The 22,458-nt window shown below is 31.9% G+C and carries 20 protein-coding genes and 1 pseudogene; 10 read left to right on the top strand and 11 right to left on the bottom strand.

The genetic code is table 11. The features are described 5' to 3' along the window. The 3 genes and pseudogenes from ABI549_RS09385 to ABI549_RS09375 all read right to left on the bottom strand — a co-directional run. A pseudogene (locus tag ABI549_RS09385) lies at positions 1–366 on the bottom strand (hypothetical protein); the annotation flags it as partial. 82 nt (positions 367–448) lie between these two features. Next, complete coding sequence (locus ABI549_RS09380) at positions 449–1,072, bottom strand: response regulator transcription factor (RefSeq protein WP_348076200.1); 624 nt, start codon at positions 1,070–1,072, stop codon at positions 449–451. Between the two features lie 56 nt (positions 1,073–1,128). After that, complete coding sequence (locus tag ABI549_RS09375; protein ID WP_348076199.1) at positions 1,129–2,574, bottom strand: tetratricopeptide repeat-containing sensor histidine kinase; 1,446 nt, start codon at positions 2,572–2,574, stop codon at positions 1,129–1,131. Positions 2,575–2,893: 319 nt separating this feature from the next. On the opposite strand from ABI549_RS09375, the gene ABI549_RS09370 reads away from it, so the two are divergent. Beyond that, complete coding sequence (locus ABI549_RS09370) at positions 2,894–4,648, top strand: aromatic amino acid hydroxylase (RefSeq protein WP_348076198.1); 1,755 nt, start codon at positions 2,894–2,896, stop codon at positions 4,646–4,648. Here the strand turns inward: ABI549_RS09370 and ABI549_RS09365 are convergent, their stop codons facing one another. Beyond that, positions 4,649–5,269, bottom strand: a complete 621-nt coding sequence (locus tag ABI549_RS09365) for a DUF4230 domain-containing protein (RefSeq protein WP_348076197.1) — start codon at positions 5,267–5,269, stop codon at positions 4,649–4,651. 191 nt (positions 5,270–5,460) lie between these two features. On the opposite strand from ABI549_RS09365, the gene ABI549_RS09360 reads away from it, so the two are divergent. From ABI549_RS09360 to ABI549_RS09345, 4 genes are read left to right on the top strand one after another with little or no spacing between them, the layout of a single operon-like run. After that, a complete protein-coding gene (locus tag ABI549_RS09360) occupies positions 5,461–6,357 on the top strand; it encodes a pyridoxal-phosphate dependent enzyme (protein WP_348076196.1) in 897 nt (298 codons plus the stop codon). After that, positions 6,357–7,226 carry a glucosaminidase domain-containing protein gene (locus ABI549_RS09355; protein WP_348076195.1) on the top strand — a complete coding sequence of 290 codons (870 nt, stop codon included), beginning with the start codon at positions 6,357–6,359 and terminating at the stop codon, positions 7,224–7,226. Before ABI549_RS09360 ends, ABI549_RS09355 begins: the two co-directional genes overlap by 1 nt. Positions 7,227–7,260: 34 nt before the next feature. Beyond that, positions 7,261–8,547, top strand: a complete 1,287-nt coding sequence (gene hemL, locus ABI549_RS09350) for a glutamate-1-semialdehyde 2,1-aminomutase (RefSeq protein ID WP_348076194.1) — start codon at positions 7,261–7,263, stop codon at positions 8,545–8,547. A 49-nt stretch (positions 8,548–8,596) separates the two neighbouring features. Then, positions 8,597–10,342 carry an ABC transporter ATP-binding protein gene (locus tag ABI549_RS09345; protein ID WP_348076193.1) on the top strand — a complete coding sequence of 582 codons (1,746 nt, stop codon included), beginning with the start codon at positions 8,597–8,599 and terminating at the stop codon, positions 10,340–10,342. Positions 10,343–10,376: 34 nt separating this feature from the next. Here the strand turns inward: ABI549_RS09345 and ABI549_RS09340 are convergent, their stop codons facing one another. The 4 genes from ABI549_RS09340 to alaS all read right to left on the bottom strand — a co-directional run bounded on the left by ABI549_RS09340 (position 10,377) and on the right by alaS (position 15,379). Next, positions 10,377–11,159, bottom strand: a complete 783-nt coding sequence (locus tag ABI549_RS09340; protein ID WP_348076192.1) for a hypothetical protein — start codon at positions 11,157–11,159, stop codon at positions 10,377–10,379. A 103-nt stretch (positions 11,160–11,262) separates the two neighbouring features. Then, positions 11,263–12,090, bottom strand: coding sequence for a hypothetical protein (locus ABI549_RS09335; RefSeq protein WP_348076191.1), 828 nt, complete (start codon positions 12,088–12,090; stop codon positions 11,263–11,265). A gap of 127 nt (positions 12,091–12,217) precedes the next feature. After that, a complete protein-coding gene (locus tag ABI549_RS09330) occupies positions 12,218–12,595 on the bottom strand; it encodes a GxxExxY protein (RefSeq protein ID WP_348076190.1) in 378 nt (125 codons plus the stop codon). Between the two features lie 114 nt (positions 12,596–12,709). Continuing rightward, on the bottom strand, positions 12,710–15,379 hold the full coding sequence (alaS, locus tag ABI549_RS09325) for an alanine--tRNA ligase (protein ID WP_348076189.1): 2,670 nt from the start codon (positions 15,377–15,379) through the stop codon (positions 12,710–12,712). A gap of 378 nt (positions 15,380–15,757) precedes the next feature. On the opposite strand from alaS, the gene ABI549_RS09320 reads away from it, so the two are divergent. The 5 genes from ABI549_RS09320 (at position 15,758) to ABI549_RS09300 (ending at position 19,039) form a co-directional block, all read left to right on the top strand. Beyond that, on the top strand, positions 15,758–16,735 hold the full coding sequence (locus ABI549_RS09320; RefSeq protein WP_348076188.1) for a M23 family metallopeptidase: 978 nt from the start codon (positions 15,758–15,760) through the stop codon (positions 16,733–16,735). Then, on the top strand, positions 16,735–17,067 hold the full coding sequence (locus ABI549_RS09315) for a MerR family transcriptional regulator (protein WP_348076187.1): 333 nt from the start codon (positions 16,735–16,737) through the stop codon (positions 17,065–17,067). Before ABI549_RS09320 ends, ABI549_RS09315 begins: the two co-directional genes overlap by 1 nt. A gap of 62 nt (positions 17,068–17,129) precedes the next feature. After that, positions 17,130–17,717 carry a LemA family protein gene (locus ABI549_RS09310; protein WP_348076186.1) on the top strand — a complete coding sequence of 196 codons (588 nt, stop codon included), beginning with the start codon at positions 17,130–17,132 and terminating at the stop codon, positions 17,715–17,717. A 99-nt stretch (positions 17,718–17,816) separates the two neighbouring features. Next, positions 17,817–18,254: a TPM domain-containing protein gene (locus ABI549_RS09305; protein WP_348076185.1), complete on the top strand. Its 438-nt coding sequence runs from the start codon at positions 17,817–17,819 to the stop codon at positions 18,252–18,254. Continuing rightward, positions 18,254–19,039: a TPM domain-containing protein gene (locus ABI549_RS09300; RefSeq protein WP_348076184.1), complete on the top strand. Its 786-nt coding sequence runs from the start codon at positions 18,254–18,256 to the stop codon at positions 19,037–19,039. Before ABI549_RS09305 ends, ABI549_RS09300 begins: the two co-directional genes overlap by 1 nt. A 45-nt stretch (positions 19,040–19,084) precedes the next feature. Here ABI549_RS09300 and ABI549_RS09295 read toward each other — a convergent pair whose 3' ends face one another. The 3 genes from ABI549_RS09295 to era form a co-directional block, all read right to left on the bottom strand. Then, a complete protein-coding gene (locus ABI549_RS09295) occupies positions 19,085–19,876 on the bottom strand; it encodes an SDR family oxidoreductase (protein WP_348076183.1) in 792 nt (263 codons plus the stop codon). Positions 19,877–19,936: 60 nt separating this feature from the next. After that, the gene (gene der, locus ABI549_RS09290) at positions 19,937–21,247 is read right to left on the bottom strand and encodes a ribosome biogenesis GTPase Der (protein WP_348076182.1); all 1,311 of its coding nucleotides are present in this window, start codon (positions 21,245–21,247) and stop codon (positions 19,937–19,939) included. A gap of 330 nt (positions 21,248–21,577) precedes the next feature. Continuing rightward, on the bottom strand, positions 21,578–22,458 hold an 881-nt coding region (gene era / locus ABI549_RS09285; protein WP_348076181.1), incomplete at its 5' end, for a GTPase Era.

Below are 22,458 nucleotides of genomic sequence, written 5' to 3'. Positions count from 1 at the left end.
TACAGCGTACCACTCATTATCTGTTGCTGGAGTTCTACTTGTCCAAGTAATTCCATCTGGACTTGTCATTACTCTGTTTCCCGTTCCACTATTACTAACAGCAACAAACAGGCTGTTACCATAGGTTACAGAATTCCAATTATTATTTGCTGCTGCGGTTCTAGTTGTCCAAGTAATTCCATCAGGGCTAGTCATTACTATGTTACTGCCAACAGCTACAAACTTACCGTTAGCATAGATTACAGATCTCCATTGACTACCTGGTGCAGACGAACTCCTGGCTGTCCAAGTGGATTGAGCAGTAGAAGCTAATGACGTAAATAAAAGATAGCTTAAAGTAGCAACTAAAAATGTAATTTTTTTCATTTTTCTGAGATTTAAGATTATTTGACAAATTTACTTGGCAAAAAACTAAACCTATTCACGGTAATCAGTGAATTTGAAAAAATTATTTTATATATCCCAATCGTGCCGATTCCATTATCATTCCTGCCACATTTTTTACGTTCAGTTTCTGAAAAATTCTTTTTCTGTGGCTTTCAATAGTATTAATAGACAGGCTTAATTTTTCGGCAATTTCATTTGAAGTAAATTCATTACCTATCATATTTACAATTTCAATTTCTCTATCGGTCAATAATGCGGTTTGCGGTTTTTGAAACTGCGATGTTAAAAAAAGATATTCGTTTGATACATATACTTTATCATCAAAAACAGTTTTAATGGCTGCAAATAAAATCTCTATAGGATATTTTTTATTTACATATCCTTTTACACCTATATTTAATAGGTTTTCGACCAAAGTAGTACTAGAAAGACTCGAATGTGCAATTATTTTACATGTAGGATAATTACTTAAAACGAAATTAAATAATTCTAATCCTAAAATATCATCAGCAACAATATCTAAAACTAAAACATCAGGTTGTTGTTGTTTTAAAAACTCGTGAAAAGTAATTTTGTCATTGGCAGTAAAAAGTAATTTTATGTTTTGGTGCAAAAACAATTCATTAGTAATGGCACTAATAATTAAGGGATGATCATCAAAAATTGCTATGGATATATTTTGCATTTTAATTTTTTTTCAAAAAAACAACTAAAAAAAAACAATTCATTAACGGAAAACCATTAATTGATATTGCATTTAAAAAAAACAATTGTACCTTCATTTTCTATACTTTCTATTCGAATTTCGCCACCATTTTGATGTAATAATTCGCTAACAAAATGCAATCCTAAGCCAAAACCTGATTCGAAATTTGTTCCAATACTTGAAATACTTTTTCCTTTTAATAGCGAATCTACTTTTGATTTTTCGATTCCTGTTCCAAAATCTTGTACGTAATACTCATTACTATCCTGATTAAATCCAACAATTATATTGTTTTCTTGATAACTAAATTTGATGGCATTACTGATAAGGTTTCTCAAAATTATTTTTAAAATATCGGTGCTAATCTTAATTATTTTTTCTTGAGGCACATCGTTTATCAGTTGAATTTTTTTTGTTTTTAACAAATAATCTAATTGATTTGTTATGGCGTTTGTTTCTATATAAACATTGGAAATTTCTGTTTCTCTATCTGCCATGCCTAATTCTTTCTTCGACCATCCTAGTAGGTTTTCTAAAACAAGATTGGCCTGTTTTAAGTCGTCTTGAATTTTAAATTTATTGGCTTCAAAATTTTTAATATCTGAATCTACTTTTAATAGCACTTCTAAATTAAGCATTGGACTTCTGAAATCATGGGAAATTACCGAAAATATTTTTTGGTTTAAAAGATGTAACCGTTCTAATTCTTTATTGGTTTGTTTTTGTTTTTTGGAAATATAAAAGATATAAAAAAGAAAAGTTGTCAATAAAATTAATCCGAAAACAACAATTAAAAGAGCAATTTTTTGAGTTCTTATATCTTTTTCTTTTTCTAAATTACTTTTCTTTAATTTTTTGTTTTGATCTTCTTTTATTTTCGTTTTGTAAATGGTTTCAATTGAATCTAATTTTTGATCTCTATTTTCTTGTTTTATTAACCCATCAATTGCATATAGTTCATTTATTAAATTGATACTTTTTTCTGTTTTTTTATTTCTTATAGATATCTCTATTAAACTTTTAATAATATTTAATTTGCTTTCCAAATTAAAATTGCTACAATGTTCTGCTAAATTTAAACCTTTTGAAATTAATTTTTCTGCCATTTCAAAGTTGCCTTTTTCACCATATCTTTTAGCTTGCTTAATAAATAATTCTATAGCTAAACAAGAGTCATATTTATTTGCAACGTCAATTGCTTTTTGATACTCGAATATCGCATTATCATACTTTTTAAAATCAGCATAGCAACCACCTAAAATAGAATGTAAAATGATGTACTTATTTGGACTTGTAGTTGGGTTTATTTTGGTACTAATTTTAAAAGCATAATTATATGATTCTTTAAAATCTTGAATGGTGTAATATAAGTCCGCCAAATTATATATACTATTAATATAAATTTCCTGAGAGTTTTTTTGTTCTGTGGCGTGTTTTATGGATTTTTTTAAATACTCAATACCATCTTTCTGTCGGTTCATTTTACTGTAATACAAACCCTTATAATAGTAGCCATATTGAAGTTCAATTGGACTTAATTTATCTTGGTCTAAAAAAAAATCAAGTTTTGAATTAAACAGAATTAAATTTTCATTGCTGTTTTGTATTTCATAATCAATAATAAGTTTTGTAAGTCTGGCACTGTTGTTTTGTGCTTTAACAAACAAAAAATTTAAGTATAAAACAAATATGAAATTTATTTTTTTCATGTTCAAATGTACAATTAATTTTATTTTCAAAAAATCGTCAAAATAAAAGTATATTCTTTTTACCTTTACCTAAAACATACAATATCAAAATATGGAAGCGCCTTTTGAAAGCAACCCACTGATTGACAGACTACCAAAACATTTAAAACAGTTTATCAAACCACAAGATTATAGTGACTACACTCCTATAAACCAAGCGGTGTGGCGTTATGTGATGCGCAAAAACGTAGATTATTTATCAAAAGTAGCTCATGAATCTTATCTTTTAGGATTAGAAAAAACAGGACTCGAGATAAATAATATTCCAAATATGTATGGCATGAACCGAATTCTAAAAGAAATTGGTTGGGCTGCAGTTGCTGTTGATGGATTTATTCCGCCTAATGCTTTTATGGAATTTCAAGCGTACAATGTCCTTGTTATTGCTTCCGATATTAGACAATTAGAACACATAGAATATACTCCTGCTCCAGATATTATTCACGAAGGAGCTGGTCACGCACCAATTATTGCCAATCCAGAATATGCCGAATATTTACGTCGTTTTGGCGAAATAGGCTGCAAAGCCATTTCATCTTCTCGTGATTACGAAATGTACGAAGCAGTAAGATTATTATCGATAGTTAAAGAAGCCGAAGGAACACCACAAGCCGAAATTGATGCTGCCGAAAAACAAGTAGATTACTTGCAAAATAATATGGGAGAAATGTCAGAAATGGCACAAATTAGAAATTTACACTGGTGGACGGTTGAATATGGTTTGATAGGAACGGTCGAAAACCCAAAAATATATGGTGCTGGTTTGCTTTCCTCTATTGGGGAAAGTGCTTGGTGTATGACTGACAACGTCATCAAACTTCCCTACTCTATTGATGCCGTAAACCAAAGTTTTGACATTACAAAACCCCAACCTCAGCTTTTTGTGACACCAGATTTTGCTTATTTAAGTGAAGTTTTAGAAGAATTTGCAAACAAAATGGCTTTGAGAACTGGCGGATTGTCTGGTATTCAAAAACTAATTAACTCGAATGCGATTGGAACTATCGAAATGAGTACTGGAATTCAGGTTTCAGGGTTATTTACTAATGTGATTGAAGATGACGGAAAACCCGTTTATATTCAAACTACAGGAAAAACAGCTTTATCTTATAGAGAAAAAGAATTAGTAGGTCACGGAAAATCTTATCATGCTGAAGGTTTTGGAAGTCCAATTGGAAAACTAAAGGGAATTAATCTCGCTATCGAAGACATGAGTCCTCGAGATTTGAAAGCTTACGATATTTATGAAACTGGAAATGTTAGACTTGAATTTGAAGGAAACATTATAGTTTCTGGCGAAATTATTACAGGTTCACGCAATTTGCAAGGAGAAATTATATTAATTAGTTTCAAGAATTGTACAGTTACTCATGGAGAAACCATTTTGTTTCAACCAGAATGGGGAATTTATGATATGGCTGTAGGTAAAAAAGTGATTTCTGCTTTTTCTGGCCCAGCCGATGTGCATAGTTTCGATATGATTACACATATTCCTTCATCAAAAACTATCAAATCTAAAAAAACATCTGAACGTGAGGAGTTAGAAGGTTTGTACCAAAATGTACGTACTATTCGCGAAGGAAAATCGACTAATTTATCATTAGAGAATACTTTTGAAAAAATAATTCAAAATCACCCAAAAGATTGGTTACTTTCAGTAGAAATACTAGAATTAATAAATGCTAAAGACAGTGTTTTAGCATCAAAAGTAATTTCTCATTTAGAAGCTTTAAAAAATTCTAGACCGGAAGTAAAAAAACTAATTAGTAATGGTTTAGAGCTGATTTTCGAAAAAGAATCAGTATAATTAGGACTTTATTTTAGTAGAGAAATCACTTTCTTTTACAATAATATTTCCTTCATACTGTAATTTCCAACCCATACTATTGGTTAGAATTAGCATTTTAGACAATTCGGAAATCAATCGATTTTGAGCATTAGATTTCAACGTCGATTTTTCAATTTTTTTGGATAAACTTGCCTTAGCTTGTTTGTTTATTTTGTTATAATCATCGCCTGTAAATGGGTTCAGTTTGCTTTGATCTACGTTGTAAAACTGAATATCTGGTGAAATTTTTATTTCTTCCTTTGGAATATTAAGAATCGTAATTATCTTATTTTTTTCATCAATGTCATATTTCATTTGATGCAAATCGTAGGCAACAGTCACATCGGCATTTACTACGATTAGTGCTTTTTTGTCAAAAGAAATCATACCCCCAAAATAAGTATCTTGGTCTTTATAAGTTAAAACTTCAGCAAAATGACCTTCGGTAACCACAAGTTTTCCAACATTTACAATCTGTTGTTGAATAAGTGCCGTACTATTTTCTAAAGTAGAATCATCGCTTTTTTTAAATGTACAAAATTTGAATAGTATAAAAACGGCGACTATGATTCCTATTGCTGATAATATTCTATTTCGCATTTTATTATTTTTTATAAAAATATAAAATTAAGCTGAAAACAAAACATATAGAGTTATAAAGAAGTAAAATATTATTTTAATTTCAAATAACTCATCTCTTTTAAACTTTAAACACTTGACCATTAAGTCATAAATTTCTCGTATTTATAAAAGTAAAAAATCTTTATTTATGCGTATTTTTGTAATGAACTATGAATATAATTAATCAAAACATTCAGATTAACAATAATACAATCACGTTATCTATGAAGCGTGAAGATTTGTTACATCCGTTTGTATCAGGAAATAAGTTTAGAAAACTAAAATATAATATTCTTAAAGCCAAAGAGCATAATTATGAGAAGCTCATTACATTTGGTGGTGCTTTTTCAAACCATATTGCAGCAGTTGCATTTGCTTGTCAGGAAGCAGGAATTCAATCCGTAGGAATCATTAGGGGTGACGAACTGGCAGATAAAATTGAAGATAATCCAACTTTACTTTTTGCACAAAATTGTGGAATGAAATTTGAGTTTGTTTCTCGTGAAGAATATCAAAATAAAACATCCGAATCATTTATTTCTAAATTAAATTACAAATATGGAAATCATTATTTACTTCCTGAAGGTGGCACAAATGAATTAGCAATACTTGGTTGTGAAGAAATCTTGACAAATAATGATTTTCATTTCGATTATATTTGTTGCGCTATAGGAACAGGAGGTACAATTTCAGGAATAATAAATAGCAGTCACTCAAACCAAAAAATTATTGGATTTCCAGCGTTAAAAGGTGATTTTTTGAAAGATGAAATTCGTAAGTTTGCAAAAAATAATAATTGGGAATTAGTTACAGATTATCATTTTGGTGGCTATGGAAAAATAACCGCCGAGTTAGTTGATTTTATAAACCAATTTTATATGAATACTCAAATCCCTTTAGACCCTATTTATACAGGAAAAATGGTTTATGGTGTAATGAATTTATTAGCAAATAATTATTTCCCAAACGGCTCTAAAATACTAATGATTCATACAGGAGGATTACAAGGAATAAAAGGGATGAATAAGTTATTAGAGAAGAAAAAAATGAACAAAATAGTTTTTTAATGAAGATGAATAAAATAGCATTTTTCATATTATTATCATTATTAGCAAGCTGTGGTGTTTCTAAACCAACTACGCAGCCTAAAAAAACGGTGCATACAACTCAAAAACCAGTTAATAAACAAAAAACTGAAAATTCTCCTGAAAAAGTCTTGACAAAAATTCCTGAAAAAGAAAACACAATACAACCTAAAAGCGAAATTTTAGAAGCTACTCAAAAAGTAAGAGTTACTACAGAAATGGTTGTGGCTTACATTTCTCAATTTAAAGCAGTTGCAAAAGAAAATATGATTCGCGATGGTATCCCCGCAAGTATAACACTTGCACAAGGCATTCTAGAGTCTGGTGCAGGAACCGGAGATTTAAGTGTTCAAGCAAACAATCATTTCGGAATAAAATGTCACAAAGAATGGACAGGCGAAAGTGTAAAACACGATGACGATGCGCTACAGGAATGCTTTAGAAAATATAAACATGCGGAAGAGTCTTATAGAGATCATTCTTATTTTTTAACTAGTAGAGCATGGTACAAACCTTTGTTTTTATTGCCAAAAAACGATTACAAAGCTTGGGCAAGAGGACTTAAAAAAGCGGGTTATGCTACCGATGTAAAATATCCAGATAAATTAATTGGACTCATAGAAAGATACCAATTACAACAATACGATGCCGAGGTTTTAGGAACAGGCTTTTCAACAAAACCCACAGATCAAAAAGAAGAAATCACAAATGATAATAAATATAGAGTTGTAAAAGGAGATACTTTGTATTCTATTTCAAAAAAATTTAATATCACTATCGAAGAATTAAAAAAGAAAAATAATATTTTAGATAATTCCCTTTCATTAGGACAAAGCCTAATTGTAAAGTAATAAACTAAAATTTAATATTATATATAAAAGTAAAATGTTATATCAAAGAAGCAGTCAGTTATTTGTAGAAGCTGAAAAAGTAATTCCAGGCGGTGTAAATTCACCTGTAAGAGCATTCAAATCCGTAGGAGGAACTCCAATATTTGCAAAAAGTGCAAAAGGAGCTTATGTGTATGACGAAGATGGAAATAGATTTGTAGATTACATTAACTCATGGGGACCAATGGTTTTAGGTCATGCCTACGAACCTGTGGTAAACGCAGTAATTGAAAAAGCAAAACTAGGAACCTCTTTTGGTATGCCAACAGCATTAGAAACTGAAATTGCAAAGCTAGCAGTTTCTATGGTAGAAAACATAGATAAAATTCGATTTGTAAATTCAGGGACAGAAGCTTGTATGAGTGCCATTAGATTGGCTCGTGGGTTTACAAAGAGAGATAAAATAATCAAATTTGCAGGTTGTTACCACGGGCATTCCGATTCTTTTTTGATACAAGCAGGAAGTGGAGCCATAACTTTTGGTTCACCAAATAGTCCAGGAGTAACCTCAGGAACTGCAAAAGACACTTTATTAGCAAACTACAACGACATTCAAAATGTAAAAGATTTATTTGAGGCTAATAAAAATGAAATTGCAGCCATTATCATAGAACCTGTTGCAGGAAACATGGGATGTATTCCACCTCAGAAAGGTTTTTTAGAGGCTTTGCGACAACTCTGCGACAACAACAACACGTTGCTAATTTTTGATGAAGTGATGACTGGATTTCGTCTTGCAAAAGGTGGTGCTCAGGAATTATATGACATAAAAGCAGATATTGTTTGTTTTGGTAAAGTAATAGGCGGCGGATTACCAGTTGGCGCATTTGCAGCACGTAACGAAATAATGAATTATTTAGCACCTCTCGGACCTGTTTATCAAGCTGGAACATTATCTGGAAATCCTTTGGCAATGGCTGCGGGATTAGCGATGTTAAAAGCTTTAAATGAAGATCAAGAAGTTTTTACTAGATTACAAGAAAAAACAGCTTATCTAGAAAAAGGAATTGCCAGAGTGCTCACTTCAAATAATGTGGTACATACTATAAACAGAATCGGTTCAATGATTTCTGTTCATTTTGATGCAAATCCAGTTTTTGATTTTCAAACCGCAAAAAATGGAGACAACGATACTTTTAGAAAATTCTTCCACGGATTGCTTGCAGAAGGTATTTATATTGCACCATCAGCTTATGAAACTTGGTTTATTTCTGACGCTTTGACCTACGAAGATTTGGATTTTACAATTCGAGCGATTGAGAAGGTCTCTATTAATTTATGATCTCTTAAACTACTTATTAATTTTCCACTACTTGTAAAACAAGAAAAACATGAAACTCTTATATTCTTATTTAATAAAACACAAAACATTATTACTTTTTGCTTTAATAATGGCCGCTATAAACATTTGTTTTAGTTTAAGCGATTCGATTATTACAGGTAAATTGATGCAAGATTGTGGTGTAGGAATTGCAAAATACAAAGGCCAAGAACTTAATTTTATAAAAGCAGTGGGTTTTTGGATAGGGCTTTCTTTAGGAGCTGCAATGATCTCTAGAATTACTAAAAATTTTCAAGATTATTTTACCAATTTAGTGATTCAGCGTACTGGTGCCGAAATGTATACTGACGGAATTAAAAAATCTTTAGACTTACCTTATGAAGATTTTGAAGACCAACGAAGCGGCGAAACATTGAGTAAATTGCAGAAAGCGCGTACCGATTCGGAGAAACTAATTACCCTTTCTATTTCATTAATATTTCAAACTATTATTGGTTTTATTTTTGTGATTGTTTACATCTCTAGAATCGATTATCGCATTGCTTTTGTGTTTATACTAACAGCGCCAATTATTGCTTTCATTAGTTCTTTTTTAGGCAAGAAAATCAAAGTTGTTTCTAGAAGAATCGTACAACAAACTAATTCGCTTGCTGGATCAACAACAGAAAGTCTCCGAAACATCGAATTAGTAAAAAGTTTGGGATTAACACAGCAAGAAGAAGGTCGATTAAATTCGAATACACATAAAATTTTACACTTAGAAATAGAAAAAATTCGATTCATTAGAAGTTTAAGTTTTATACAAGGAACAACTGTTCATTTTATGAGAACATCTGTTGTTTTTACTTTATATTATTTCTTGTTCAGTAATAAGATAGTAGTGGGCGATTTACTTACCATGGTATTTTTTACCTTCTTTATTTTCAATCCATTACAAGAATTAAGTGCCTTTATTATTGCCAAAAATGAAACCAAAGTTTCGATGGAAAATTTCGAAAATTTATTAAATGCTAAATCTGAATTCCGTCCAGAAAACCCTAAATCGATAGGAAAAATTGCTTCTTTACAATTTATCAATGTTAGTTTCAAACACAAAACGGCAAAATATCCCGCGGTCGAAAATATAGATTTTCATATAAAACAAGGAGAAACAGTAGCGTTTGTTGGTCCATCTGGAGCAGGAAAAACAACTTTAGTAAAACTACTAGTAGGATTGTATCCGCCAGCTTTAGGTCAAGTATTGTATAACGGTATCGATTCTAACACTATCGATTTACTAGACTTACGCCAACAATTGGGATTTGTAACACAAGATGCACAATTATTTTCGGGTACTATTCGTGAGAATTTATTATTTGTAAAACCAGATTCAACCGATGAAGAATTACACCATGCTTTAAACAGAGCGAGTTGCGAAAATTTACTAAAACGTGCCGAAGATGGATTAAATTCGACCATTGGAGAAGGCGGAATTAAAGTTTCTGGCGGCGAAAAACAACGCTTGTCTATTGCACGAGCTATTTTAAGAAACCCAAATTTATTAATTTTTGACGAAGCTACTTCTGCTTTAGATTCGATTACCGAAGAAGAAATAAATACTACCATTAGAAACATCTCAGACCAAAACCGAATTACAGTTCTTATTGCGCATCGATTGTCGACCATTATGCACGCTGATAAAATATTTGTATTAGAACAAGGGAAAATTATCGAGCAAGGCAAACACGAAGATTTACTGGTTGAAAAAGGCTTGTATTATGCGATGTGGAGACAACAAATTGGGGAGAGGAAGTAAAAAACCCTTTCACCATTTTGAAAAATAGTTTTTCTTATTGATAAAATATTTGAACAACTAAACTACCAGATAAATTAGTTTCTGTTTTTTTAATAGGGTAATTACTATCGTTATAAGTATATGTCGAAAGTGAAGTACTAGTAGCAGCCGTATTTGTAGCACTATAAGTCGCTGAAATAATATTGTTTAGACAACCAAATTTACTTGTACTATATTCTGGTAGCTTATTATATCCTAAAACAGAATTAAATATATAATTTTTAGCATCATAAGTATAATTCGTGATTTCGGTTTCCATAATCCCATTAATAAGCTTATACTCTTCTCTTTTGGTCGCCAATCCATTTTGAAAAAAAACTTTATAATTCTCTGTATTTGTATTTTGAGTAGTTAAATTCCCTGAATATTTAGACAAACTAACTGTTCCATCGGTATTGTATGTATAAACATCTTTATAAGCTTGGTTTAAAGATGGTTTCAAATATAGCGTTTGCACTAATTTATTATTGCCATTGTATGTATAAGTTACTGTTCCATCAAGAGCATTGCTTCTATAAACAGCAATACCCGTTATCAAATCGTTTGTATAAGTGTAGCTATTATAATCAACATTTGAAAATTGAGATCGGGCAAGCTTGTTTCCAATATAAGAAAAATCTTGCGTTACTACATTAGTCCCATTGGTAGTAATAATCTTCATAGGTAATGTTCCGTTAGGGTTTGATGTTAGTGAAGTCGCAGTCGGTTCATCTCCACTTTTAGAACAAGCCGTAAAAGCAAGTGCAACAACAATTAATAACAATATGATTTTTTTCATTTTTGAAGATTTATTTAATTTGAGAAAAGAAAAAACGGGAACCTAAGCTCCCATTTTCTGTAATTTATTATAAACGGATTTTACTTGATAGAGTTAAATGTTTTTACTCATAGAAATACTGTGTAGTATTATCCAAAGTGACATTCTTTGTGAATATTTTTCTTTCGTAAGGAAAAAGCAAGTCGTTATACTTATACGTTCTTTTATAATTCGTTATTTCCGTTCCCCATACACCATTAACATAAGCATCGGCTGTAAGTTTTTTATTGGCAATATTAGCGGTACTAGTTCCATCAACATTATCCAATAATTTATTATAACCAATAATATTTATCGTTGGATTTTTCTTAAAATCATGACTGTATTCAGACCAACTGTCAATCAAACGGCCAGAAACAACTGGGTAATCTGTATTTAACTGACTCGTTATTTCACGCCCTGAAAAATAAATATCGCCGTCTGTATATAGTGTTTCCTGACTGTTTGACATATTGATGCTATGAATTTCATAATGAGCTCTTTCTTGATTTACATTGACAACATCATGAACATAATTCATTCTTTTCTTCGTAGTTTGTGTACCATTATAATCATACGTAATAATTTGTGTCATCTTATCATTTTGATAACTGTATTCTTTTTTTGATTTTAAAACAGTATTAGAATAAACTTCAATTTTTGTAATTAAATCACCTGTATAAGTAAACCTGGTTTCACTATTAATTATTCCATCATTAGAAACAATTTTATCAATTTTTCTTTCATTATATGAATACACATCGGTTGTAACAACACTACCTCTAGTAGTAACGGTTCTTTTCAGCAATATATTAACAGATTGATCAATTGGCACAACTGGCTCATCTTCATTTTTAGAACAAGATGTTAAGGCAAGTATTAAAACACTTAATAACAATATGATTTTTTTCATTTTTGGGGTTTTATAAATTTGTGTAAAGCAAAAAAAAAAACGAATTAATTAATATTTTGTCAGTTTATTTTTAGAAAATTTATATCTATTAATGTCGCAGAGACACGAATCGTATTAAAATAAAACACTACAATCCGCAAACTACTCTGGTAATTCCATCTTTAATTAATCCTTCATTAAAATTAATAAGTAAACCCAATTTTATTTTTGTAATTCTCAAATAAGTTAATAATTGTTTTGAATGTACTCTCGAAATTTGCTCAACAGATTTTATCTCAATAATTACTTTATTTTCAACTATTAAATCAGTTCTGAAACCTATATCAAGAAAAACATCATCCCAAATAACAGGAATTGGTTTTTGTCTTTCTACACTTAGTCCTCTTTTTACTAATTCATGATAAAGTATTGCTTCATAAACAGATTCTAATAATCCTGGACCAAGTTTAGTATGAATTTTATAAGAAACATCAACAATTATTTTTGAAATTTCGTTTTCTGTCATAATTTAATATTTTTCACACAAAGACGCTGAGGCGCAAAGCTATATTTTATAAATATTTATAATTCATCTATTCATTTACACTTTGCGCCTCTGCGTCTTTGCGTGAAAACAAACTTACTTCACAAACTCAACCGCTTTTTCCAAAGCTTCTTTTATTCCAGTAACATTTTTTCCTTTTCCTGATGCGAAAAATGGTTGTCCACCACCGTTTCCTTCAATATATTTTCCTAATTCTTTGATAACTGCATTCGCGTTTAAGCTTTTTTCTGTAACTAATTCTTTAGCAATATAACAATGAATATTTGGTAAACCATCTTCAATAGAAGCTAAAAACACAAACGAATTTGGTTTTACACTTCCCAATACTTGAGCTAAGTCTTTGGTCGAACTCATAGACAAATCAACTTGTTTCGACAAAAAGTTAATACCATTAATTTCTTGAAATTCTGAAATTAATATATTTTTCAATCCCTCAATTTTTTCTTTAAGCAATTGCTCGATTTGTTTTTTCAACTTCGCATTATCATCTTGTAATGAAACAACAGATTTTAAAATATCTTGCGGGTTTTTTAATGCAATTTTCACTTCTTCTAAAATGTTTTCTTGCAAAGCAAAATGTGATTTTACTGCATCGCTAGTAATCGCTTCGATACGACGAATTCCTGCTGCCACTGCACCTTCAGAAATGATTTTGAAATGCCAGATTTCGGCGGTGTTTTTCACGTGAATTCCACCACACAATTCCATGCTTTCTCCAAATTTAATCGCACGAACATTATCCCCATATTTTTCGCCAAACAAAGCCATAGCGCCTTCGTCTAAAGCTTGTTGAATAGGAATATTTCTTCTTTCTACCAATGGTAATTGCTGTTGAATTCTCGCGTTTACAAAATTTTCAACTTCAAGTAATTGCTCGTCGGTTACTTTACTAAAATGTGAAAAGTCGAAACGTAAATTATTTGGATTGACCAACGATCCTTTTTGTTCTACATGCGTTCCTAAAATAGTTCGCAACGCCAAATGCATTAAGTGTGTTGCTGAGTGATTTCTAGACGATAAATCTCGCAAATCAGCATTTACTTTTGCTACAAAACTCGCATTTACGTTCTCAGGCAATTGTTTTGCAAAGTGCAAAATCAGGTTATTTTCTTTCTTAGTATCAATAATATCAATGGTTTCGTTTGCCGAAACTAAAGTTCCTTTATCTCCTACTTGTCCTCCGCCTTCTGGGTAAAACGGCGTATTGTCTAAAACGATTTGGTACAAAACTCCGTCTTTTTTAGAATCTACTTTACGAATACGGGTAATTTTAACTTCGTTTTCCGTTTGGTCATAACCCACGAATGTTTCTACATTTCCTGGGATTAAAACTGACCAATCTTCTGTTGAAACTTCAGAGGCTGCACGTGAACGATTTTTTTGTTCTTGCATGGCAGCATTAAATCCAGCTTCATCAACTGTAAATCCATTTTCTCTTGCAATCAATTCAGTTAAATCTAAAGGAAAGCCATATGTATCATAAAGTTCAAAAGCCATACCACCAGTAACAACATACTCAGGATTATTTAATACAGGTGTTTTATCTATTAATTTTCTTAGATTAATTTGTTGTTCTAATTTAAGAATTCCATGGTCTAAAGTTCTTAAAAACGAAGCTTCTTCTTCACGAATTACATTGGTAACCAATTGTTGTTGCGATTTGATTTCTGGGAAAAATTCGCCCATTTGGTTTGCTAAAACTTCAACTAATTTATTGATAAAAGGTTCTTTGGTATTCAAGAACGTAAATCCGTAACGAATCGCACGACGCAAGATTCTACGAATCACATAACCTGCGCCTGTATTAGAAGGCAATTGTCCGTCTGCAATTGCAAAAGCAACGGCACGAACGTGATCGACAATAACACGAATGGCAATATTGGTTTTATTTTGTTCTTCTGATATGTTTTTAACTTCGTTTGAAGTATATTTTAATCCTGTAATTTGTTCTACTTTTTCGATTAGCGGTGTAAAAACATCGGTGTCATAATTTGATGTTTTTCCTTGCAATGCCATACACAAACGCTCAAATCCCATTCCGGTATCTACGTGTTGTGCTGGTAATTTTTCTAGAGAACCATCTGCTTTACGGTTGAATTCCATAAAAACGTTATTCCAAATCTCCACTACTTGTGGATGGTCATTATTTACTAAACTTTTTCCTGAAACTAAAGCTTTTTCTTCTGGCGTACGTAAATCGACATGAATTTCAGAACATGGTCCGCAAGGTCCTTGATCACCCATTTCCCAGAAGTTGTCTTTTTTATTTCCTAAGATGATTCGATCTTCGTCGATTAATCCTTTCCAAATATCCCAAGCTTCTTGGTCGAAAGGCACATTGTCTTCTTTACTTCCTTCGAAAACAGAAACATATAAATTTTCTTTTGGAATTTTATAAACTTCTGTCAATAATTCCCAAGCCCAATTGATGGCTTCTTTTTTGAAATAATCTCCAAATGACCAGTTTCCTAGCATTTCGAACATAGTATGATGGTAAGTATCGAAACCTACATCTTCGAGATCATTATGTTTTCCTGACACACGCAAACATTTTTGTGTATCTGCAATTCTTGGACTTTTTGGCGTGCCGTTTCCCAAGAAATATTCTTTGAATTGCGCCATTCCAGAATTGTTGAACATTAAGGTTGGATCGTCTTTAAGAACGATTGGCGCTGACGGAACGATAAGATGTCCTTTTGATTCGAAGAATTGAAGGAATTGTTTGCGGATTTCTTTTGATGTCATTTCTTGTGTTTAATCGGTTATTTGGTTATTTGTTGATTTGGATTTCGAATAAACGAATAACCAAATTAACGAATCAACCTTTATTTTGCCCCAGATTACTTCACTACACTTTCATTTACATCGGAGTTCAGTGAACTTCGTTTGTAGTGAAAAGCTTCGAGATTCAGAAAACTATTTTTTCTTGGGTTTGTAGAACGACCGAAGGAAGTTCCTGCAAACTCGTAGAAAAAAGATTTCTGGACGAGAACTTGTAACGAATAGCTGGATTAGGCACATACTAATAAAAATTTGTTTGCTAATTGAAACAATTTCAACATTAATTCGCCTAATATTTTGTTACTTTGTAATAACGACTGCAAAAATAGGATTTTTTAAAATATGAAGAAAGTAAAATACTATTACGATGCCGAAAATTTAGCGTATCGAAAAATAAAAACTAAAAAAACTAGAAGTTTTGGCTATATCGCCTTATTTTTATTGGCGTCAGCATTGTTCGGTTTTTTGTGTTTTGTTGTTTTATTAAATACGCCTTATTTTGAAACTCCAAAAGACAAATTGCTAGCCCGAGAAAATGAAAATTTAAAATTAAATTATACTATTTTAAATAAACAAATAGACCAATTAGATGCCGTTTTAGCGAATGTTGCTGATCGTGATAACAATATTTACCGTGTGTATTTCAACAACGCTCCAATTTCTGAAATGACGAAAAAGAAAGGAATTATTACCGAAAATAGGTTCAAACAATTGTTGGGTTACAATAATGAGCAACTGGTAACTAATACATCTGAACGTGTAGATTTGATTTCTAAACAACTCGCTATGCAATCGAAGTCACTTGATGAAATTTTGAAATTATCTAAAGCAAAAGAGAAGTTTTTAGGTTCTATACCTGCAATTCAGCCAGTAAAAAATGAGCAATTGAAACATATGGCTTCTGGTTATGGATACCGAAGTGATCCATTTACTAAAGCCAGAAAAATGCATGAAGGCATGGACTTTACAGCGCCAACAGGAACTCCCGTTTTTGCAACTGGCGATGGCGTTATACAAAGAGCGGACAATACTGCTTCGGGTTTTGGAAATCATATTGTGATTCAGCATGGTTTTGGTTACGAAACTTTATATGCACATCTAAGCAGATATAACAAACGAGTAGGACAACATGTAAATCGTGGAGACATTATAGGATTTGTAGGAAGTACTGGCCGTAGTGAAGCACCACATTGTCATTATGAAGTTCATAAAAATGGAAACCCCATCAATCCAATTAATTTCTACTATGGAAATATATCGGCAGTAGAATATACGGCTATTGCTAAATTAGCAACACAAGAAAATCAATCTCTAGATTAATGCACATCAATTTACCAAAAGATAAAAGATATTATAGCATGGGCGAAATCGCCACAGCTTTTGATGTAAACCAATCACTTATTAGGTTTTGGGACAAGGAATTTGACATTCTAAAACCAAAGAAAAATGCGAAAGGCAATCGAATGTTTACGCCTGAAGATGTAAAAAATTTGCAATTAATATTTCATTTAGTCAAAGAGCGTGGTTTTACACTTGAAGGTGCAAAAGTCCATTTGAAAGAAGATCAGAAAAAAACTTTAGACAAGTTTGATATTATTAGCAAACTAGAAACTGTTAAAGCACAATTATTGAGTATTAAAAATGAATTATAATTGTAACGAATTATAAAACAAACGACTAATTAGATAAAAAACTAACTTTAAAAACAAACAAAATGGATTTTAAAAAATTTTTACCTTGGATTATTGGGATTGGAGCAATTATTATCATAGCAATGTGGTATTTTGGAATTCAAAATACAGCTTTAGGATTTAATCAAGCGACTGAAAAAGAATGGGGAAATGTGAATACAGCTTATCAAAGAAGAAATGACTTAATTGGTAATTTAGTAAATACTGTAAAAGGTGCTGCCGATTTCGAAAAAGGAACTTTGACTGCTGTAATTGAAGCTAGAGCCAAAGCTACTTCTATGAATATTGACCCCAAAAATATTACTCCTGAACAATTAGCTGAATATAACAAAGCGCAAAGCGGCGTTTCATCTGCGTTATCAAGATTACTAGTAACTGTAGAGGCTTATCCTACACTAAAAGCGAACGAAAATTTCTTAAAATTACAAGATGAATTAGCAAGTACTGAAAATCAGATTTTGACCGCTAGAACTCGTTTTAACGAAAGTGTTCAAGAATACAATAGTTATGTTCTTGCTATGCCTCGTAATATGTTTTTAGGAAAATATAAAGAAAAAGCTTATTTCAAAGCTGTAGAAGGTGCTGAAAAACCTGTTGAAGTAAAATTCTAAAAAAATAATTAACCACAAAGTTCACAAGGAATACACAAATTTCACAAATAGTGTCCTAAGTGGAACTTAGAGAACTTTGTGGTTAAAAAAATCATACTAATGTCAAAAGTCGAAGAATTTTTAACTAAAGCTGAAGAACAAGAAATTATTGAAGCTATTCGTGTGGCCGAAAAAAACACTTCTGGCGAAATTCGCGTACACTTAGAAAAAAACATAACTACTGTAGCCTATGATCGCGCAGTAGAAGTTTTTAACGAATTAGAGATGTACAATACTAAAGATTCTAATGGCGTTTTAATATATATTGCTGTAAAAAGTAAGCAATTTGCTATTTGTGGCGACGATGGTATAAACAAAGTTGTTCCTAGCGATTTCTGGGAATCTACTAAAAATATTATGGCAAATCATTTTCAGAATGGAAATTTCAAACAAGGGTTAGTTGATGGTATTCTTAAAGCCGGTGAACAACTCAAAAAATATTTCCCGTATCAAGATGATGATACAAATGAATTATCTAACGAAATATCTAGAGGATAATGAATTTACTTAAAAAGAATACTCCCTTTTTGTTCCAAATATTAGTTTGTTTTTTCTTTACACAAATTGGTTTTGCACAATTTACTATACCAGAAATTCCTAAATTTCAGACTTCAGTTTATGATTATGCCAATGTTTTAAGTACAGAAGAAAAATCACAGCTGGAAGAAAAATTAATTAAATATTCCGACTCGACAAGCACTCAAATTGTAGTAATTACGATTGAAAGTCTAAAAGGTGAAGATATTGGCATTCTAACTCCAAAATGGGGACAAACTTGGGGAATTGGGGGAACAAAACAAAATGATAATGGTGTTGTAATACTGTTAGCTAAAGCCGAGAGAAAAATTTGGATATCAGCAGGATATGGTCTTGAAGACAGACTAACAGCAGGAATTGGTGGGGAAATAACCAGAAATATTATAATCCCTGAATTTAAAGCAGGAAGTTACTACAACGGATTAGACAAAGGTACTGATGCGATTTTTGATGTTTTTAAAGGTAAATACAAAGGAACAAGGAAAGGAGATAAAGATGGCGGCGGAATTCCTATTGTGTTTTTTATTATTATTTTCATCATTATACTTGTCATAATTTCTAGAAACAATAAAGGAAACGGAAGCGGAATTGGCAGGTCACCTAGTTTACTTGATGTGATTATTTTAAGTAATTTGGGACGTAGTAGCGGAGGAGGATTTGGTGGTTCATCTGGAGGAGGCTTTTCTGGTGGCGGAGGTTTCGGCGGCGGCGGTTTCTCTGGCGGTGGAAGTGGTGGAAGTTGGTAAAACATTTTTAATTAAATAAATTTTAGATTACCCACTCCTTATTTTTTATCTTACCTTACTTCTTAATACAAAATAATGTAAAAATTTAGGGAAAAATCTTTTTAGATAAACGCCTAAAATTTCTTTTCCTCCTATATAAGTTTCAAATTTCTTTTCCTCCACAGCTTTTACAAACTTTTTAGCGAAAACAGACACAGGCATACCATTTTGTGTGGCATTATCGTCTGTATTTTGTTTAGATCCATCAGCTGTTAAGGCATTTTTAGCTACATTGGTTTGAATGAATCCAGGACAAACTAATGTCACATGTATGTTATCTTTTTGATGTTCCATCCGTAAAACATCAAAAAAACCATGTAAAGCATGCTTCGCACCACAATAACCCGAACGATAAGGGGAACCAAATTTGCCCATTAAACTGGTTATTGTCACAAAGTGCCCATTCCTATTTTGAATAAAATGCGGTAAAATAGCTTTTGTTATAGCAACTGTTCCTAAATAATCAACCTCTATAAGTTTTTTATCAACTTCAAAATCAGTTTCAACAAGAAGTGAACGTTGACTCACTCCTCCGTTATTAATTAACACATCAACTTTTCCAAAAGCAGCAATTGCTTTTTCGACATGATTTTTAGCATGATCAAAATCAGATAAATCGAAAGGAAGCAAAATTACCTCAGTATTGCATTTAGATTTTACTAATGCTAAAGCATCTTGATTTCTGGCTGAAAGTATGAGTTTACAATTTTTATTATTTGCTAATTCATAAGCTAATGCTTCTCCAATTCCAGACGATGCTCCAGTAATCCAGACTATTTTGTTATTGATTGATTTCATAAAAAAAAGTTCATTATGTTTAAGTAAACATAATGAACTTTTTTTATATTGAATTAAAAACTATTTCTCTCTAATATAAATATCTATTGGCACACCTTCAAAATCCCAATTCTCACGGATTTTGTTTTCTAAGAAACGCTTGTAAGCATCTTTTACATATTGTGGCAAGTTGGCAAAAAAAACAAACTGAGGCGTTGGTGTTGGCAACTGCATACAATATTTAATTTTCACAAACTTCCCTTTCAATGCTGGTGGCGGATGATTTTCGATAATTTTCAACATGTATTCGTTAAATTTCGAAGTCGAAATACGTTGTTGTCTGTTCTCATAAACCTGAACAGTAGCCTCTAGCGCTTTAAGCAAACGTTGTTTTGTAAGTGCCGATACAAAAAGAATAGGCACATCGACAAATGGCATTAATTCTTCACGAATTTTAGCTTCATAATCACGAGTTGACATCGTGTCTTTTTCGACCAAATCCCATTTGTTTACTAAGATAACAACACCTTTTCTGTTCTTTTCAGCCAACCAAAAAATACTTTGGTCTTGGCCTTCAAAACCACGAGTGGCATCAATAATCAAAATACAAACATCAGCATGTTCAATAGCACGTACAGAACGCATTACTGAATAGAATTCTAAATCTTCCTTTACTTTCGCTTTACGACGAATTCCTGCAGTATCGACCAAATTAAATTCGAAACCGAAACGATCGTATTTTGTATCTATTGCATCACGAGTAGTTCCCGCAATATCAGTAACCATAAATCTTTCTTTACCAATTAAAGCATTGATAAAACTAGATTTTCCAGCATTAGGACGACCAACAACTGCAAATCGTGGTAAAACGATTTCTTCTTGAGTTGGTAATGGTTTTACAGGAAACGCATCAATAAGTGCGTCTAATAAATCTCCTGTTCCACTTCCTGAAATACTTGCAAAAGTATAATATTCGCCCAATCCAAGATTGTAAAACTCGATGGCATCTTTTTCGCGCATCGCATTATCAACCTTATTTACGGCAAGTAAAACCGGTTTTGTTACTTTACGTAACATTTTAGCAACAGCATCATCCATAGGAGTGATTCCTTCTTCTACATCGACTACGAAAATAATTACATCGCTCTCGTCGATAGCTAATTCTACTTGTTTACGGATTTCTCCCTCAAAAACGTCGTCCGAACCTCTTATGTAACCACCAGTGTCAATTACAGAAAATTCTTTTCCGTTCCATTCGCTTTTGCCATAATTACGATCACGGGTTACACCCGAAATCGAATCAACAATCGCTTCTCTTCTTTGTATCAGCCTATTAAAAAGGGTCGATTTCCCTACATTAGGTCTTCCTACTATCGCAACAATGTTATTCATATTTATTATTTTAGAGTGCAGATTTTAGATTTGCTTCGCCTGTTCGCACTTTCAGGCTCGGGTCAGATTTTAGTTTCCCAAAATCATTAAGTTTCTAAAAATCAGCAATAAAGTATTTTTAATTTTTTGCAAAGGTAGTTATAAAAAGCTACAAAGCTACAAAGTTGCAAAGTTGCAAAGATTTTATTTTTTCAGGAGCTATTTCCTGCTATTCGCTCTATCTTTTTTGAGCTAAAGGAGCTCAAAAAAGGATGCCACTACTATCAGGGCTACACCAACATTCCCAATTTATTCATGATTTTTTTAAATCTAAATTCAGAAATCTAAAATCTATTGATTATAACCAAAACGCTTCAACATATTCACGTTACTTCTCCAGTTTTTATTCACTTTCACATACAATTCTATATGTATTTGTTTTCCGAAAAACTTCTCTAAATCGGCACGAGACTCTATCCCTACTCGTTTTAGCGCTTCTCCTTTATGACCTATGATAATTCCTTTTTGAGTTTCGCGCTCTACCATTATAAGAGAACGGATACGGATAATATTATCATCTTCAAAAAATTCTTCCGTTACGATTTCTACTGCATACGGAATTTCTTTACTATAATGTAGCAAGATTTTTTCACGAATGGTTTCGTTTACAAAGAATCTTTCTGGCTTGTCTGTAAGTTGATCTTTAGGATAATAAGCTGGAGATTCTGGCAATAATTTTATGATTCTGTCAAAAACTTCTGGCACATTAAAATTCTGTAATGCCGAAATTGGAAAAATTTCTGCATTAGGAACTTTGGCAGTCCAAAAAGCTACTTGCTCTTCTAGTTGTTCTTGATTTGAAGTATCTATTTTATTTAAAAGTAATAAAACAGGAATTTTTGCATTAATTATTTTATTAAAAAAAGCTTCGTCTTTCAAATCTTGCTCACCAATTTCGACCATATAAATCAAAACATCGGCATCTTCGAAAGCTGATTTTACAAAATTCATCATCGATTCCTGCATTTCATATGCTGGTTTAATAATTCCTGGTGTATCAGATAAAATCATCTGAAAATCTTCACCGTTTACAATTCCAAGAATTCTATGACGTGTTGTTTGTGCTTTTGATGTAATAATTGATAATCGCTCTCCAACAAAGGCATTCATCAACGTTGATTTACCAACGTTTGGATTTCCTATGATGTTTACAAAACCTGCTTTATGTGACA

Origin of the sequence: Flavobacterium sp., from assembly GCF_039932285.1 — a bacterium.
Classification (GTDB): domain Bacteria; phylum Bacteroidota; class Bacteroidia; order Flavobacteriales; family Flavobacteriaceae; genus Flavobacterium.
This window is presented reverse-complemented; position numbering and strand designations above follow the sequence as displayed.

Bases quoted from the DNA above. Each gene is read 5' to 3' on its own strand.
- ABI549_RS09335 (WP_348076191.1), bottom strand. From the start codon at position 12,090: ATGAAAAAAATCATATTGTTATTAAGTGTTTTAATACTTGCCTTAACA.
- ABI549_RS09380 (WP_348076200.1), bottom strand. From the start codon at position 1,072: ATGCAAAATATATCCATAGCAATTTTTGATGATCATCCCTTAATTATT.
- ABI549_RS09360 (WP_348076196.1), top strand. From the start codon at position 5,461: ATGAATATAATTAATCAAAACATTCAGATTAACAATAATACAATCACG.
- ABI549_RS09345 (WP_348076193.1), top strand. From the start codon at position 8,597: ATGAAACTCTTATATTCTTATTTAATAAAACACAAAACATTATTACTT.
- ABI549_RS09295 (WP_348076183.1), bottom strand. From the start codon at position 19,876: ATGAAATCAATCAATAACAAAATAGTCTGGATTACTGGAGCATCGTCT.
- ABI549_RS09365 (WP_348076197.1), bottom strand. From the start codon at position 5,269: ATGCGAAATAGAATATTATCAGCAATAGGAATCATAGTCGCCGTTTTT.
- ABI549_RS09315 (WP_348076187.1), top strand. From the start codon at position 16,735: ATGCACATCAATTTACCAAAAGATAAAAGATATTATAGCATGGGCGAA.
- ABI549_RS09300 (WP_348076184.1), top strand. From the start codon at position 18,254: ATGAATTTACTTAAAAAGAATACTCCCTTTTTGTTCCAAATATTAGTT.
- ABI549_RS09370 (WP_348076198.1), top strand. From the start codon at position 2,894: ATGGAAGCGCCTTTTGAAAGCAACCCACTGATTGACAGACTACCAAAA.
- hemL (WP_348076194.1), top strand. From the start codon at position 7,261: ATGTTATATCAAAGAAGCAGTCAGTTATTTGTAGAAGCTGAAAAAGTA.
- alaS (WP_348076189.1), bottom strand. From the start codon at position 15,379: ATGACATCAAAAGAAATCCGCAAACAATTCCTTCAATTCTTCGAATCA.
- ABI549_RS09340 (WP_348076192.1), bottom strand. From the start codon at position 11,159: ATGAAAAAAATCATATTGTTATTAATTGTTGTTGCACTTGCTTTTACG.
- der (WP_348076182.1), bottom strand. From the start codon at position 21,247: ATGAATAACATTGTTGCGATAGTAGGAAGACCTAATGTAGGGAAATCG.
- ABI549_RS09330 (WP_348076190.1), bottom strand. From the start codon at position 12,595: ATGACAGAAAACGAAATTTCAAAAATAATTGTTGATGTTTCTTATAAA.
- ABI549_RS09375 (WP_348076199.1), bottom strand. From the start codon at position 2,574: ATGAACCGACAGAAAGATGGTATTGAGTATTTAAAAAAATCCATAAAA.
- ABI549_RS09305 (WP_348076185.1), top strand. From the start codon at position 17,817: ATGTCAAAAGTCGAAGAATTTTTAACTAAAGCTGAAGAACAAGAAATT.
- ABI549_RS09310 (WP_348076186.1), top strand. From the start codon at position 17,130: ATGGATTTTAAAAAATTTTTACCTTGGATTATTGGGATTGGAGCAATT.
- ABI549_RS09355 (WP_348076195.1), top strand. From the start codon at position 6,357: ATGAAGATGAATAAAATAGCATTTTTCATATTATTATCATTATTAGCA.
- ABI549_RS09320 (WP_348076188.1), top strand. From the start codon at position 15,758: ATGAAGAAAGTAAAATACTATTACGATGCCGAAAATTTAGCGTATCGA.